This is a genomic window from Amycolatopsis jejuensis (genome assembly GCF_000717335.1).
Classification (GTDB): Bacteria; Actinomycetota; Actinomycetes; order Mycobacteriales; family Pseudonocardiaceae; genus Amycolatopsis; species Amycolatopsis jejuensis.
In genome coordinates this window covers 188,276-202,875 of record NZ_JNYZ01000021.1, presented here as the reverse complement: position 1 = coordinate 202,875, position 14,600 = coordinate 188,276, and the positions used below count along the sequence as shown (strand labels likewise).

At 69.5% G+C, this 14,600-nt stretch carries 13 protein-coding genes and 1 other RNA gene; 11 read left to right on the top strand and 3 right to left on the bottom strand.

Features of this window, described 5'->3' with window-relative positions; all coding sequences use genetic code 11:
• The first annotated feature begins 164 nt into the window (after positions 1-164).
• Positions 165-259: signal recognition particle sRNA small type (gene ffs, locus OO71_RS48290), an RNA gene on the top strand.
• A gap of 6 nt (positions 260-265) precedes the next feature.
• Here ffs and OO71_RS28595 read toward each other — a convergent pair.
• Positions 266-1,138: a fused MFS/spermidine synthase gene (locus tag OO71_RS28595; protein ID WP_033293076.1), complete on the bottom strand. Its 873-nt coding sequence runs from the start codon at positions 1,136-1,138 to the stop codon at positions 266-268.
• Between the two features lie 24 nt (positions 1,139-1,162).
• Here OO71_RS28595 and OO71_RS28590 point away from each other — a divergent pair, with 24 nt between their 5' ends.
• A complete protein-coding gene (locus tag OO71_RS28590; protein WP_033293009.1) occupies positions 1,163-3,280 on the top strand; it encodes a DNA polymerase III subunit gamma and tau in 2,118 nt (705 codons plus the stop codon).
• A 1-nt stretch (position 3,281) separates the two neighbouring features.
• Here the strand turns inward: OO71_RS28590 and OO71_RS28585 are convergent, their stop codons facing one another.
• Positions 3,282-4,127, bottom strand: coding sequence for an N-acetylmuramoyl-L-alanine amidase (locus OO71_RS28585; protein WP_245633801.1), 846 nt, complete (start codon positions 4,125-4,127; stop codon positions 3,282-3,284).
• Positions 4,128-4,221: 94 nt separating this feature from the next.
• On the opposite strand from OO71_RS28585, the gene OO71_RS28580 reads away from it, so the two are divergent.
• Entirely contained in the window at positions 4,222-4,578 is a 357-nt protein-coding gene (locus tag OO71_RS28580) for a YbaB/EbfC family nucleoid-associated protein (RefSeq protein ID WP_033293008.1), read from the top strand.
• A gap of 2 nt (positions 4,579-4,580) precedes the next feature.
• Positions 4,581-5,177 (top strand): recombination mediator RecR, encoded by a 597-nt coding sequence (recR, locus tag OO71_RS28575; protein ID WP_033293007.1) that lies wholly within the window; start codon positions 4,581-4,583, stop codon positions 5,175-5,177.
• Position 5,178: 1 nt separating this feature from the next.
• Here the strand turns inward: recR and OO71_RS28570 are convergent, their stop codons facing one another.
• Positions 5,179-6,276 carry a UDP-N-acetyl glucosamine 2-epimerase gene (locus OO71_RS28570; RefSeq protein WP_033293006.1) on the bottom strand — a complete coding sequence of 366 codons (1,098 nt, stop codon included), beginning with the start codon at positions 6,274-6,276 and terminating at the stop codon, positions 5,179-5,181.
• A gap of 85 nt (positions 6,277-6,361) precedes the next feature.
• Here OO71_RS28570 and OO71_RS28565 point away from each other — a divergent pair, with 85 nt between their 5' ends.
• The 7 genes from OO71_RS28565 to OO71_RS28535 all read left to right on the top strand — a co-directional run bounded on the left by OO71_RS28565 (position 6,362) and on the right by OO71_RS28535 (position 14,570).
• A complete protein-coding gene (locus tag OO71_RS28565) occupies positions 6,362-7,387 on the top strand; it encodes a glycosyltransferase family 2 protein (RefSeq protein WP_033293005.1) in 1,026 nt (341 codons plus the stop codon).
• The gene (locus tag OO71_RS28560) at positions 7,384-8,676 is read left to right on the top strand and encodes a polysaccharide biosynthesis protein (RefSeq protein ID WP_033293004.1); all 1,293 of its coding nucleotides are present in this window, start codon (positions 7,384-7,386) and stop codon (positions 8,674-8,676) included. Before OO71_RS28565 ends, OO71_RS28560 begins: the two co-directional genes overlap by 4 nt.
• A 70-nt stretch (positions 8,677-8,746) precedes the next feature.
• Positions 8,747-10,714, top strand: a complete 1,968-nt coding sequence (locus OO71_RS28555; protein WP_033293003.1) for a DUF6541 family protein — start codon at positions 8,747-8,749, stop codon at positions 10,712-10,714.
• A 60-nt stretch (positions 10,715-10,774) separates the two neighbouring features.
• Positions 10,775-11,479, top strand: a complete 705-nt coding sequence (locus tag OO71_RS28550) for a glycosyltransferase family 2 protein (RefSeq protein ID WP_051792412.1) — start codon at positions 10,775-10,777, stop codon at positions 11,477-11,479.
• A gap of 10 nt (positions 11,480-11,489) precedes the next feature.
• Positions 11,490-11,927, top strand: a complete 438-nt coding sequence (locus OO71_RS28545) for a DUF2304 domain-containing protein (RefSeq protein WP_033293002.1) — start codon at positions 11,490-11,492, stop codon at positions 11,925-11,927.
• A gap of 44 nt (positions 11,928-11,971) precedes the next feature.
• Positions 11,972-12,448: a uridine kinase family protein gene (locus tag OO71_RS28540; protein ID WP_033293001.1), complete on the top strand. Its 477-nt coding sequence runs from the start codon at positions 11,972-11,974 to the stop codon at positions 12,446-12,448.
• Positions 12,449-12,893: 445 nt separating this feature from the next.
• Complete coding sequence (locus OO71_RS28535; protein ID WP_051792406.1) at positions 12,894-14,570, top strand: ABC transporter substrate-binding protein; 1,677 nt, start codon at positions 12,894-12,896, stop codon at positions 14,568-14,570.
• Positions 14,571-14,600: the final 30 nt, after the last annotated feature.

Sequence of the window (14,600 nt, the reverse complement as noted above, 5' to 3'; positions counted from 1 at the left end):
GGCTGCTCGGCCGTCCGCTGCCCGACGTGCGCTGGGCGCTCACCGTGCGCGACGGCGTGCTGGTCCACCCGTTCGACGCGCGCTCCGTGGAGTCGGTGCGGGAGCTGCTCGGCCACGTCGCGCGGGTGGGCACCGGCGAGACGGCGGAGCCCGCTACACTGGTCGACGGACCCCGCGCGGCGTCCACCCTGTGAACCTCCCCAGGGCCGGAAGGCAGCAAGGATAAGCAGGCTCTGACGGGTGCGCGGGGTCCCCTTTTTTGGGTTCAGAAGATCCCGAGCACGTCCTCCGGCGGCGTTGGCGAGGCCAGCGGTTCCGCATCGGTCACCGGTTCCGCCTTACCGCGCAGCTGCCGCAGTTCGGTGCCATGCAGCACGCGGGCCGGGTACGGGGAAGAAGCCGCGCGCCGGGTCAGGTCCGCGGTGGGCAGTTCGAGGCGGGACGCGGCCACCACGAGGTTCCCGAACCGGCGTCCGCGCAGCACGCTGGGTTCGGCCAGCAGTACGAGATGCGGGTACACCGCCGCGAGGGTCGCGAGGAAACGCCGGGCGAACAGGAGACCGGGGCCGTCGGTGATGTTGGCGAGCATCGTGCCGGTCGGCCGGAGCACGCGGGCGACGTCGGCGACGAACTCGACGGTCGCGAGTCCACCGGCGAGCGTGGCGCGTTCGAAAGCATCGACCACCACCAGGTCCGCGGACGCATCGGGACGGCTGCGGACCCCTTCGCGACCGCCTTCGATCCGCACCCGCAGCTTCGGCACGCGGCGCAGTTCGAGCTGCTCGCGGACCAGGTCGATGAGCGGCTCGTCAGCGTCGAACACGAGTTGGCGCGAGCCTGGTCGCGTCGCGGCGACGTAACGCGGGAGGGAACAGCCCGCGCCGCCGATGTGCAGTGCGTCGAGCGGTCCGGCGGGCAGGAAGTCGACAAGGTCACCGAGCCGGCGGACGTAGTCGAACTCCAGGTTGGTCGGGTCGTCGAGATCGACGTATGACTGCGCCACCCCGCCCACCGACAGCATCCACGCGTTGGGCCGATCGGCGTCTCGCAGCAGCTCCGCGGTCCCGAACCGCACCGGGTAGGTACCCGGCTTCGGCCCGGCCGGGGCACGGCCGCGACCGGAACGGGAGTGGCTCACCGCGGTCACTGTAGTCTCGGGCTCGTGGCTCTCGCGCTGTACCGCAAGTACCGTCCGGCGACCTTCGCCGAGGTCGTCGGCCAAGAGCATGTGACCGAACCGCTGCGCACGGCGCTGGCTGCCGGGCGGATCAACCACGCGTACCTGTTCTCGGGTCCGCGCGGCTGCGGCAAGACATCGAGCGCGCGCATCATGGCCCGCTCGCTGAACTGCGTCAAAGGTCCCACGCCCGACCCGTGCGGCGAGTGCAACTCGTGCCGCGCGCTCGCGCCGGAAGGCCCGGGCAGCGTCGACGTGACCGAACTCGACGCGGCCAGCCACGGCGGTGTCGACGACGCGCGCGAGCTTCGGGACAAGGCGTTCTACGCGCCTGCCGAATCGCGGTACCGCGTGTTCATCATCGACGAGGCGCACATGGTCACGACGCAGGGTTTCAACGCCCTGCTGAAGATCGTCGAGGAACCGCCCGAGCACCTGATCTTCATCTTCGCGACCACCGAGCCGGACAAGGTCCTCACCACCATCCGGTCGCGCACCCACCACTACCCGTTCCGCCTGATCCCGCCGAGCTCGATGCGGGACCTGCTGGAACGCAACGTCGCAGCCGAAGGCGCGACCGTCGAACCGGCGGTGTACCCGCTGGTCATCCGCGCGGGCGGCGGCTCGGCGCGCGACACGCAGTCGGTGCTGGACCAGCTGCTGGCGGGCGCGGGCCCGGACGGCGTCACGTACCCGCGAGCGGTGTCGCTGCTCGGGGTCACGGACGTCGCGCTGATCGACGACATGATCTTCGCGCTGGCAGACGACGACGCCACCACGGTGTTCGCCACGGTCGAAAAGCTCGCCGAAGGCGGCCACGACCCGCGCCGCTTCGCCACCGACCTCCTCGACCGCCTGCGCGACCTGGTGCTGATGCGCTCGGTCCCGGACGCCGGTGAACGCGGCCTTGTCTCCGCCCCGGACGACGACCTGAAGCGGATGACCGAACAAGCCGGACGGCTCGGGCTGGGCACGCTGTCGCGTTACGCCGACATTGTCCACAATGGACTCTTGGAAATGCGCGGCGCGACCTCGCCGCGGCTCGTGCTGGAACTGCTGTGCGCGAGGATGCTGCTGCCGTCGGTGACGGAGGCGGAGACAGCGCTGCTGGCCCGGATCGAACGGTTGGAACGGCGTCCGGCGGGTACTGGCGGGGGTGCCGGGGAGGGCTCGGCGGAGGCACCCGGGCGGGAGTTCCAGCGTCCTTCGCAGCGTCCGGCTTCGGACGCACCTGCTGCTGCATCTGCCACTGCCGCACCTGCTCGCCCGGCACCGACTCGCCCGTCGGGCGATGCGCCTGGCCGCCCGGCTTCGGGAGCCTCGGCCGCAGGGCCGTCGGCACGGCCGGCGGCGGCTGCCCCGGCCGCGGGGTCGTCGGCTCGGCCCGATGCGACCCCGGCCCGTCCAGTCGACGGACCTGCGCCGGGGGCGCACCCCACGGCTGGCCAGTCCGCCGCGGACACGTCCCACTCCGAGGCGCCGTCGACCCCGGAACCCGCGGCCGGTGGCGTAGACGCTGCCCGGGTCCGTGAACGGTGGCCGGAACTCCTGGCCGCACTGCGGAAACTCACCGGTGGTCGTCCGCTGGAAGCCATGCTCACCCAGGCCACCGTCGCCGAGGTGGACGGGTCGGCGGTCACGCTCACGCACAAGTCCGAGCCGCTCGTCCGGCGGCTCAACGACCAGGCCAACACGAGCAAGATCGCGGCCGTGCTGAGCGAGGTCCACGGTGGGGAATGGCAGGTCCGCTGCGTTCCCGCGGGTGCCGCGCCCGCTCCGGCGCGGCAAGCACCCCGGCAGCAACAGCAGCAGGCGCCGGCGGCGGAACGGTCGTTCACGCGTCCGTCCGCGGCCGCGCAGACTCCGGCTCCCGCCGCTCCGCCGCCGCCGAAGCCTGCTCCGGAACCGCCGAGCCGTCCCAAGGTCGCCACCACCGAACCGGACATCCCCCTCCCGCCGGAGCCCTCGGACGAGGACGACGACATCTACTCGGAGGACTCCAGCCCGGTCCCGCCACCTCCGCCGCCGCCCGCGGAGGAGGACCCGGAGCAGATCGCGCGCAAGCTGATCTCCGACCACCTGGGCGCGCGCCCGCTCGACTGACTCACGAGGCCAGGTACGCCTCGATCGCCGCTGCGATGGCCTTGGCGTAATGGGCCCGTCCGGCGGCGGACGACATCTGCTCGGCCTCGGCCGAGTTGCGCATGTTTCCGCATTCCACGAGGACCGCGGGCCGGGTCGACAGGTTGAGGCCTGCCAGGTCCGCGCGCGGCGACAGGCCTGCTGAGCCGATGTACGTGGACGTCGCGAAGCCGTCGCCCTTCAGGCCGTCTCGCATGGTGCGAGCCAGGCGTAGCGACGGGTCGCCCTGTGCGGCGTTCAGCGGGGGCGACGAGTACGCCACGTGGAAGCCGTGTGCGCTGGCCGAAGTGGAGCCGTCCGCATGGATCGAGACCACCGCGTCGGCGTTCGCGTCGTTGCCGATTTCCGCGCGCCGGTCCACGCACGGGCCGACCCCCGAGTCGTTCGACCGCGTGTACACCACCTTGAATCCCTTTGCGGCCAACGCATTCCCGACCTCCTGCGTGACCGCGAAGGTGAACGCGTGCTCCGGGTACCCGCCGTCGGTCGAGGTTCCCGTGGTGTTGCACGGCTTCGTCTGCCCGCGTCCGGCCGGGACCTTCCGGTTGATCTCCGCCGGATGCGACGCGTTCCCGCCGTTGTGCCCGGCGTCGAGCACCACGACCTTGCCCGGCCGGACCGGCGGCGGCGCCGAGGAGGAAGACGGCGGCGTGCTCGAGGACGCCGCCGGAGAGGAGGCAACCGAGGTAACCGAAGACGACGGCGCCGCCGCGGGGGACGGCGCAGGCGCCCCACCACCGCCGGAACACGCAGTGAGCAGCAGCAGACCGGTCAGCAGCGGGAGTGTCTTCGCACGCACAGCGACCACGGTGCCACAAGTCCGCGTGCCGCCCGGACGGACGCGCCGGGTGCGCGGCTACGCTGGGGAGCAACACCCAAGGGCGGAAGGACCGAGTGCGATCATGGTGCAACCCGGCGGCGGCGGCTTCGACCTGTCGCAGATCATGCAGCAGGCCCAGCAGATGCAGCAGAAGCTGGTGCAGGCCCAGGAAGAACTCGCGAACACCGAGGTCACCGGCACTGCGGGCGGCGGGCTCGTCACCGCGACGGTGTCCGGCGACAGCCAGCTGAAGAGCCTGGTCATCGACCCGAAGGTGGTCGACCCCGAAGACGTCGAAACCCTGTCCGACCTGGTCGTCGCCGCGGTACGCGACGCGTCGGCCAATGCGCAGAAGCTCACCGAGCAGAAGCTCGGCCCGCTCGCCGGCGGTCTCGGCGGCGGCATGCCGGATCTCGGCAGCCTCGGGTTCGGCGGCTGAGCTTGTACGAGGGTGTCGTCCAGGACCTGATCGACGAGCTGGGGCGGTTGCCAGGCGTCGGTCCGAAAAGTGCCCAGCGCATCGCGTTCCACCTGCTGGCCGCCGATCCCGCGGACCTCGCGCGGCTGCAGGACGTGCTGGGCAAGGTCAAGGAAGGCGTGCAGTTCTGCGAGGTCTGCGGCAACGTCTCCGAGCAAGACCGCTGCCGCATCTGCCGTGACGAGCGCCGCGACCTCACGGTGATCTGCGTCGTCGAGGAGCCGAAAGACGTGCTCGCCGTGGAGCGCACGCGCGAGTTCAAGGGCCGCTACCACGTCCTCGGCGGCGCGCTGGACCCGCTGTCCGGCATCGGCCCGGAACAGCTGCGGATGCGGGAGCTCCTGAAACGCATCGGCGAGGCGGACGTGCGCGAGATCATCATCGCCACGGACCCGAACACCGAGGGCGAAGCCACGGCCACGTACCTGGTCCGCATGCTGCGCGATTTCCCCGGCCTCACCGTCACCCGGCTGGCCTCGGGCCTGCCGATGGGCGGCGACCTGGAATTCGCCGACGAGCTGACCCTCGGCCGCGCCCTTTCCGGCAGGCGAGCGCTTTAGGTCAGCAATACCCCAGCTGTGCCAGCGAGTTCACGATGATGTCCGACGGGTGGTACTTCTCCATCCAGGACTCGCCGTGCCGGTTCTGGTACGTGTCCAGGAAGTTCTGCAGTTTGTCCCCGCGCATTTCGGTGAGTACCACGGTTTCGCCGAGATGCTGCGGGGTTTCCGTGCGCTCGCGGTGTACCGCGCAGGGCAGGCCGAGGTAGTAGCACTCGGCCGAAAGCCCGCCCGAGTCGGTGACCACGTACTCCGCGCGCGCCACCAGCGGCAGGAACTTCAGGTACCGCATCTTCGGCTGCGCGATGAACCGGTCGTCGAACAGGTTGTCCAGACCCAGTGAGCGGATCTTCTCCCGCTCCGGCGCGCCCGCCATGTACAGGATCGGCATCTTCCGGCTCTGCTCGCGCAGGATTTCGAGCACCTCGCGGTACTTCTCCGCGCGCGACACCAGCTCGAACCGGTGCAGCGTCGCCAGCCCGAACTTCTCCGGCAGGTCCGGCACGTCCAGCGGCTGGTCGATGGCCAGCCGCATGGCGTCGATTGCCGTGTTCGCGCCGGTGTCCACGATCACGCCGCGGGCGTTGCGGAGGTTGTCCACCTCACGCTCGGTGGGCGCGAAGTGCAGGTCGACGATCTTCGCCGCGATCTTGCGGTTCAGCTCCTCCGGCAGCGGCGACAGGATGCTGCCCGACCGCGCCCCCGCCTCGACGTGCCCGACGCGCGCCTTCAGTATCCGCTTGCCGATCAGCGCCCCGTACGGCGTGGTGAACGTGTCGCCGTGCACCAGCACCAGCGGCGGGCGGCCGTCCTCGGTGAGCGCGGCGCGCAGTTCGGCGCGGCGGCTCCACGCGGTGCGCAGCACCTGCGCCGCCCAGCCCGGCACCTGCGCGGGCGATTCGAGGTTGTGCGCCTTGTCCCGCGGCACGAACCACAGGTCGGGTTCCGGCATCCGCAGATCCGACAGCACGTCGGCGACCTCGTCCACGTGCTGTGCGGTGAACCAGATCTTCGGCCGCATTCCGCGTTCGGCGATCCGGTGGTACACCGGGGCGATCTTGATCAGTTCCGCGGTGGTGCCGAGAATGAAGGAAATCACCGGGGATACCCATTTCCGTTCGGGGGTGCGGTGGCGCCAGGATACTGAACACCCCCGCCACCCCGGCACAGGGTAGCCTCGCCGCGTGAGTGCGAACCCGCTCCTCCCGTCGCTCAGCGTCGTGATTCCGGTCTGCAACGAACAGGACTGGATCGACCACAGCGTGGGCGCGCTGATCGCCGCCGCCGAGGCCGCGTGCTGGCCGGCGGAGATCGTGGTGGTCGACGACGGCAGCACGGACGCCACTCCCGAACGCCTCGCCGACCTGCAGCGACGGCACGGCATCACGGTGCTGACCCAGCCGAACAGCGGCCGGTTCGAAGCCCGCCGCGCCGGGCTGGCCAAGGCGTCCGGGCAGCAGGTGCTGCTGCTGGACAGCCGCGTGATCGTCGATCCGGGCAGCCTCGTGTTCCTGCGCGACCAGCTCGTCGATCACCCCGAACGGACGGTGTGGAACGGGCACGTGAACGTCGCGTCCGAACACAATCCTTACGCGGGCTTCATGGCCGGGCTGGTGAAAATCCCGTGGCGCCGGTACTGCGCGAATCCGCGGCTGATGTCGTTCGGGATCGAGGAATTCGACGTCTTCCCGAAAGGCACCGGTTTCTTTTCCGCCCCGCGGGAAGTACTCGAACAGGCGAGTGCCGCATTCGAATCGCTGTTCGAGGATTCGCGGTTCGCGAGCGACGACACCGGCGTGCTGCGCTGGATTGCCGAACGGCACCGGATTTTCCTTGCCCCGCAACTGTCCGCGACCTACCACGGGCGCGATTCGTTCCGGAAGTTCGCTGCCCAGGCCTACTTCCGTGGCACCACGTTCGTCGATTCGTACCTCGCTTCGCCCGGACCCGCGCGTAACGGTCTGTTCGCCGCCTTCGCGGTCGGCGCCCTCGGGCTGGGATTGGCTGCTCGCCGCCCGAAAACGGCCGTTGCGCTTGCTGCGGCGGGTTCGGCGGCCGCGGGCGCCGCGGTGACGCGGTTCGGTGCCACCAAAGCGGAGGCTCGTGCGGTGGCTCTGCTCGCCCCGGTCTTCGGTGCCGGATTCGGCGCAGGTGCGGTCCGTGGGCTGGCCTTCGCGCTGCGTGCCCGCCGTCGCCGGTCTGGCCGATGAGGGTGACCGAGGAAGGACAGCCGTCGCTGGCCCGCGAAACGGGCCGCTCGGCCGGGCGGATCGGCATTTTCCTGCTGGTCGCCATCGCTCTCGGGTACGTCTTCTCGTTCCTGACCCCGCGCCTGCTCGGCCCGGTCGACAACGCGGTGTTCGCGTCGTTCTGGGGCATCCTGATGGGTCTCGGCAGCGCGCTCTCGCCGCTGGAGCAGGAGCTGTCCCGGCAGTCCGCCGTCGCCGAGGTGGACGGTGGCCGGGTGGGCAAGCCCGCCTTGCGTGCGCTCGTCGTCGGCATGGTGTGCGTTGCGCTGGTCGCGGCGATCACGCTCGCCGTGCCGGTGCTTGCCGACCGGCTCTACGGCGGACGTCCGGAGCTCGGCGTGATCACGCTGTGCGGCGGCATCGCGTTCGCCTGTCAGTTCGCCACCCGTGGCCTGCTGGTCGGGCACAACGCGATCAAGCCGTACTCCTGGCTCGTGGTCGCGGAAGCCGTTGCCCGCGCGGTGCTGCTCGGGCTCGTGGTGGTCGCCGGGTTCACCGGGATGACCGCGCTCGCGATCGCCGCGGCGGCGGGTTCCTTCGCCTGGCTGCTGTTCTTGCGTCCGGCCCGCGCGCTGGTGGACCCGAAGGCCGACGGCGAGGGCTGGCACCCGGTCACGTCCCGCATGCTGCTGCTGATGCTCGGCGCGGGGCTCACCGCCAGCGTCATCACCGGCTACCCGGCGCTGGTCAACCTCCTCGCGCCGGGTGGCGACGAGGTGCGGATGGGCGTGCTCTTCGCGACCCTGCAGGTCTCCCGGGTGCCGTTGCTGCTGCTCACGCCGCTGCAAGCGCTTGCGGTACCCACGGTGGTGCGGATGTCCGGCAGCGAGGACGGAATGCACCGCCTCCGCCGCCTGATTGCTCTCGGTACGCTCGGCACAATTGTGGTCGGGGTCGTCGGAACGGTGGTCGGCCTCCTCATCGGCCCGTGGCTGGTGCAGCTGCTGTTCGGCGCGAAGTACGCGGGCGCGCAGGGCTGGTGGGTGGCCGGGATGGTGTGGGGTGCGGTGCTGCTCACCGCGCTGCAGCTGATGACCGCGGTGCTCGTGGCGCGGACGCAGGCGAACAAGGTGCTCGCCACCTGGGCCGTGGTGGCGGTGTCCACCGCGCTCGTGCTGCTGCTCGTACCCGGGGATCCGGTGCTGCGTGCGGTGCTCGGGCTGGCCGTCGGACCCACCGTCGGGCTGGTGGCCGCGCTGGCCTTCGTGGTGCGGAAACCGGGCAACGTGCCGGGTGCATCGGACGTCTGAGTAATGTGCGTTCCGGGTCGAGCCGAGACGGTCGGCGCGGAGTACCGGTGAGGGTTGGACAGCGAATCCGATGAACGTAGTACTGATCTTGCTCGCCTTCTGGGTGCCTGGCCTGGTGTTCGGCGCTGCGGTCGGCCTTCGGGGCTGGACGCTCGCGGCGGCCGGGCCGTTGCTCACCTTCGGGATCGTGGCGCTCGGCGTGCCGGTCCTCGGTGGCTTCGGGATCCGGTGGAACCTGCTCGACGTGGCACTGTGGACGGTGCTGCTGTCCGCCGTCGGGTTCGGCCTCGGCTACGCGGTCCGCCGCTACACCCGGCGCCGTCGCCCGGAGTGGACGGCCGGGGAGGAACCCGTCACCCGTTCGGTACGCGACCACGTGCTGATCGGGCTCGGCGTGCTCATCGGCATGGCCGTGGGCACGGTCACGTTCCTGCGTGGCAGCAACGGGATCGACCGCGTGCAACAGGGCTGGGATGCGCCGTTCCACGGCAACCTGGTGCGCTGGATCGCTGAACACGGCGACGCGCGTCCGTCCACTGTGGGCACCATCGCGAACCTGCCGAACCAGACGAACTACTTCTACCCCGACACCTATCACGCGTTGCTGGCGCTCGTGTTCGGCAAGGGCGGCCTCACCATGATGCCGACGCTGAACCTCGCCGCGCTCGCGGTCATCCTCACCGTGCCGCTCGGCGTCGCCGCGCTGTGTCACTCCTGGCGGATGCCGCCGCTGGGCACGGCCGCCGCCGCCGCGGTCACCACGTGGTTCACCGCCTTCCCGTACGACTCGCTGTACCGCGGCCCGCTGTGGCCCTACGTCGCCGGCGTGGCGATGATCCCCGCGATGCTCGCGATCGCGCGGTATCTGTTGCGCCCCAACGGTATTGCCGGTCCGGTCGCGATCGGCGTCGGCGTTGCCGGGCTCACCGGCCTGCACACCAGCATCGTGTTCGTCATCGCGGTGTACTTCCTGCTGATCCTGGCCGCGGTGCTGTTCCGGTTCGAGAAAATCGAATGGCGGCGCAGCATGCCGTCGCTCGTCGCCACGGTCGGGCTGGCCATCGTGCTCGGCGTGCCGCTGGTGCTGCCGTCGCTGTACAACGTGGGTGGCGTCACGAGCGCGTTCTGGGCGTCGGAGGCCACCGTCTCCGGCGGGCTCGGCGAGGCGATCACGTTCTCCCCGATGGCCGAGTTCCCGCAGTGGTGGATCGGCGTTCCGGCGCTCATCGGCATCGTGCTGATGGTCCGGCATCGCCGGATGGTGTGGATGGTCGCCGCGTACGTCATCTTCGGCGGGCTGTTCGCGTTCACCGTGTCGCTGGAAACGCCGCTGATCCACACTCTCACCGGCATCTTCTACAACGACCACTGGCGGATCGCGGCCCTCGTGCCGCTGGCCGGTGCGGTGGCGTTCGGCGAGTTCCTGCACACCGGCGCGGGCTGGCTCGCGGGCAAGGCGGCAGGCCGGGTCAAACTGCAGCCGGCCGCGCTCACCCTGGTCGCCGCGGTGCTGATCGGCCTGGTCGTCGGCGGGCTGAGCCGGGGTGGCTATGTCGGCCGTAACAGTTCGGTCCTCGGGATGAACTACGGCGACGGCCCGACCGTCTCCAAAGACGAGGAGGCCGCCTATGCGTGGCTGGCCGAGCACACGAAGCCGGGTGAGCGGGTGATGAACGACAAGTCCGACGGTTCGGTGTGGATGTATGCGCTGTCCGGCGTCACGCCGGTGGAGTGGACGTTCTACGGCGCCGACCACGGCACGAAGGCCGAGTACCTCAGCGCGCAGCTGGACAACATCGACAAGCTTCCCCAGGTCCGCAAGGACCTCACCGACCTGCAGGTGCGGTACGTCATCAAGGGTGTGGGCAAGGCGACCCCGGATGCGTGGCCGTCGGCAGGCGTGGTGCGGGTCACCGCTGGCCCGCAGTTCCGCGAGGTGTTCCGCAACGCGGGAGCCACCATTTACGAGATCGAGGGCCAGCAGGATGTGGTCGCGGCAGGCGCGTCGCCCGGGTCCGAACGTCCTCACGGGCAGTGAGAAGTTAGAGTGATCGCCGTGTCCGCCACCTCCGTGCGCACCCGACGGGTCCTGATCGTGATGCCGGCGCTGAACGAGCAAGCCAGCGTCGCTGCTGTCATCTCCCAGGTCAAGGACGCTTTGCCGGGTACGGACATCCTCGTGGTCGACGACGGTTCGGTCGATCAGACGGCGCAGCTGGCCCGCGCGGCCGGCGCCCAGGTCGCGCGGCTCTCGGTCAACCTCGGCGTCGGCGGTGCCATGCGCACCGGGTTCCGCTACGCGGCCGCCCGTGGGTACGACGTCGTGGTGCAGGTCGACTCCGACGGCCAGCACGACCCGGAGGAGGTCGGCGCGCTGCTCGCGCTGCTGGACGACGGCGCCGACATCGCAATGGGCTCCCGGTTCGCCGGCAAGGGCGCCTACCGGGCGGTCGGGCCACGCAAGTACGCGATGGTTGCGCTCTCGCTCGTGTTCTCGCGGCTGGCCGGGCACCGGATCACGGACGTCACGTCGGGTTTCAAGGCCATGGGCCCGCGCGCGATCAAGCTGTTCGCTTCCTACTACCCGGCCGAGTACCTCGGCGACACGGTGGAGGCGCTGGTGATGGCGATCCGCGCCAACCTCACGATTGCCGAAACCCCGGTGGTGATGCGGGAGCGCACCACCGGCACGCCCAGTCATTCGCCGGTGAAATCGGCCGTGTACCTCAGCCGGGCCGGGCTCGCGCTGCTGCTCGCGCTCGTCCGCCGCCGTCCGTCCGTCGATTCGTCCGACGCAGCGTAAGGGGGTTTCCATGGTCGGCTGGCGGGTGCTCAGCATCGCCGTCGCGTGCTTGGTGCTGTTCGTCGTCCTCGAGATGATGCGGCGCCGGAAGCTTCGGGAGAAGTACGCGGGCGTGTGGCTCGTCGTCGCGGTGGGCGTGGTGATCCTCGCGGTCATCCCGGAGGCCGCGGAGTTCCTCGCGAAGATCACCGGCGTGCAGACACCGTCGAACTTCGTCTTCCTGCTGGCCGGCGTGGTGCTGGCGCTGGTGTCGCTGCATTTGTCGACCGAGGTCGGGCACCTGGAGGAAGAAGTGCGGACGGCGGTCGAGGAGACCGCCTTGCTGCGCTGCGAACTCGAAGACACCAAACGGGATCTCGAAGCCCGTATCGCCGACCTGGAGAAGCGCACGTCCGCCCCGGACGACGTCGACGGCCTGCCCGAAGTGAGCCCCGCACGCATTCGCTGATCTCCGCACTGCTCGCCGCCCCGCCTCGGCTGGGCGGCGTTCGGGTGCTTGCCGTAGACGGCCCTTCCGGAGCCGGGAAATCCACGCTCGCCGCGGATCTCGTGCGGGCGCTGGGATCGGGTACGGCCTTGGTCAGCACGGACGCCTTCGCCACCTGGGACGACCCGGTCGCGTGGTGGCCACGGCTCGAGGAAGGCGTCCTGCAGCCGCTGGCTCTCGGCCGCCCTGGCGAGTACCGGCGAATGGACTGGACCTCGGGCGCCCCGCGGCCGGGCGTGCTCGTTCCCGTCGAGGTGCCGGAAGTGCTGGTGCTGGAAGGGGTGTCGGCCGGACGGCGGGCGATGCGGTCCCGGCTGTCGCACTTGTGCTGGGTGGCAGGAGGTTCTGCCGCGGAACGACTCGAACGGGCAGTCGCCCGGGACGGTGAATCGTCGCGCGCGCAGTTGCGGCGCTGGCAGCTCTTCGAGCGGGGCTGGTTCGCGGTGGACGGCACCCGCGGCGCGGCGGGCACAGTGGTCTGAACAACCGGAATCCGTACTCGACATCGAATACCGGCCTGGGGAAATAACGCGGCCAAGGGGCCGTGAACAAAATCTTGGCCGCACAATTTTCAGGTACTTCCGGGCTTTTCCGGTGCCCTTCCGAACCTTGCGCAACGGCCTTCCGGCGGGATCGCGGATCGGTCCGGAACATCCACGGAACCCGGAACGGTTTCGCGTTAGGCTAGGCCATTCGGGTGATCGAACTGCCACTCTTCGTACCAAACCGGCGAAAAATACTACGGGGCGTGCACAATTGCCGACACTTTGCGGTCAATTTGGGCCTTACGTAGCGCGATCGTAACCTCACGTGCTTAAGCGCGGGCCGACTTCCCGCTAGTGTCGGCGAGCACACCGGTCGAACTCGTCTTCCCGGACTGACGCCGACGGTGATTTCGAGATACCGAACATTCCCAAGGGGTGCCAGATGCAGCATTTGCGGCTGACCCGAACACGTCGTGCGGCTCTGATCGGGCTCGCCGGCGCGCTCGCGGTCTCGCTCTCCGCGTGCGCGGAGTCGAAGCGTGACGAGGGCGGGGGCGGTGGCGCCGGTGGCACGATGATCTTCGGCAACACCGGCAACCCGAAGATGTTCGACCCCATCTTCAACGACGAGGGCGAGACCTTCCGGATCACCCGGCAGATGCTGGACACGCTGATCCAGAACAAGCCGGGCACCGCGGAGCTGGAGCCGTCCCTCGCCACGAAGTGGGAGTCCAGCAACGACGGCAAGACCTGGACCTTCAGCCTCAAGCAGGGCGTGAAGTTCAGCGACGGCACCGCGTTCGACGCCAAGGCGGTCTGCTTCAACTTCGACCGCTGGTACAACATGAAGGGCGCCGCGGCCCAGAGCCAGATGATCTACTACGGCGACGTCTTCGAGGGCTTTGCCAAGAACGAGGGCGACACCGGCGGCGACCCGGTCTACAAGAGCTGCGAAGCGAAGGACCCGAACACCGCGGTCGTCAACCTGAACAAGGCCAAGGGTGCGTTCCCGGCCGCGTTCACGCTGCCGTCGTTCGCGATGCAGAGCCCGGACGCGCTCAAGAAGTACAACGCCGACCAGGTCACGCGCTCGGGTGACTCGTTCTCCTACAGCGAGTACGCCAACAAGCACGTCACCGGCACCGGCCCGTTCAAGTTCGACAACTGGGACCAGGGCAAGGGCGAGATCACGCTGGTGCGCAACGACACCAGCACGGTGCCCGGCCCGGCCAAGCTCGACAAGCTCGTGTTCAAGGTGATCCCCGACGGCAACGCGCGCAAGCAGGCGCTCAAGGCCGGGGACATCAACGGGTACGACTTCCCGTCGCCCGCCGACTACGGCTTGCTGCGGGGCGAAGGCGAGCAGGTGCTCATCCGCCCGTCCTTCAACGTGCTGTACCTGGGCATCAACCAGTCGGGCAACCCGAAGCTGAAGGACCCGCTGGTCCGGCAGGCGCTCGCCTACGGCATCAACCGCGAGCAGTTCGTGAAGTCGAAGCTGGCCGAGGGTTCCGAGGTCGCCACCGAGTTCGTGCCGAAGGCCATCTCGGGCTACACCGACGACGTCACGAAGTACCCGTACGACCCGAACAAGGCCAAGGACCTGCTGAAGCAGGCCGGGGCAAGCGACCTGAAGCTGAAGTTCTACTACCCGACCGAGGTCACCCGTCCGTACATGCCGAACCCGGCGGACACGTTCACGGCGATCTCCGAGGACCTGAAGAACATCGGCGTCACGATCGAACCGGTGGCCCGCCCGTGGAACGGCGGTTACAAGGACGACGTGCAGAAGCTCGGCAAGCAGGACATCCACCTGCTCGGCTGGACCGGTGACTACAACGACGCCGGTAACTTCGTCGGCACCTTCTTCGGCCGCAAGAAGGCGGAGTTCGGCTTCGAGAACCAGGACCTCTTCAGTGCGCTCGCCGCGGCCGACGCCTCGCCGGCCGGGGACCAGCACGCGAAGGCGTACCAGGAAGTCAACAAGAAGATCATGGAGTACCTGCCCGCCATCCCGATCGCGTACCCGACCCCGGCGATCGTCGTCGGGCCGAAGGTCAAGGGTGTGGTGGCCAGCCCGCTCACCGACGAACGCTTCGACAACGTCACGATCGGCTGACGTGCTCCACTGAACAGCCGGGTCAAGGGC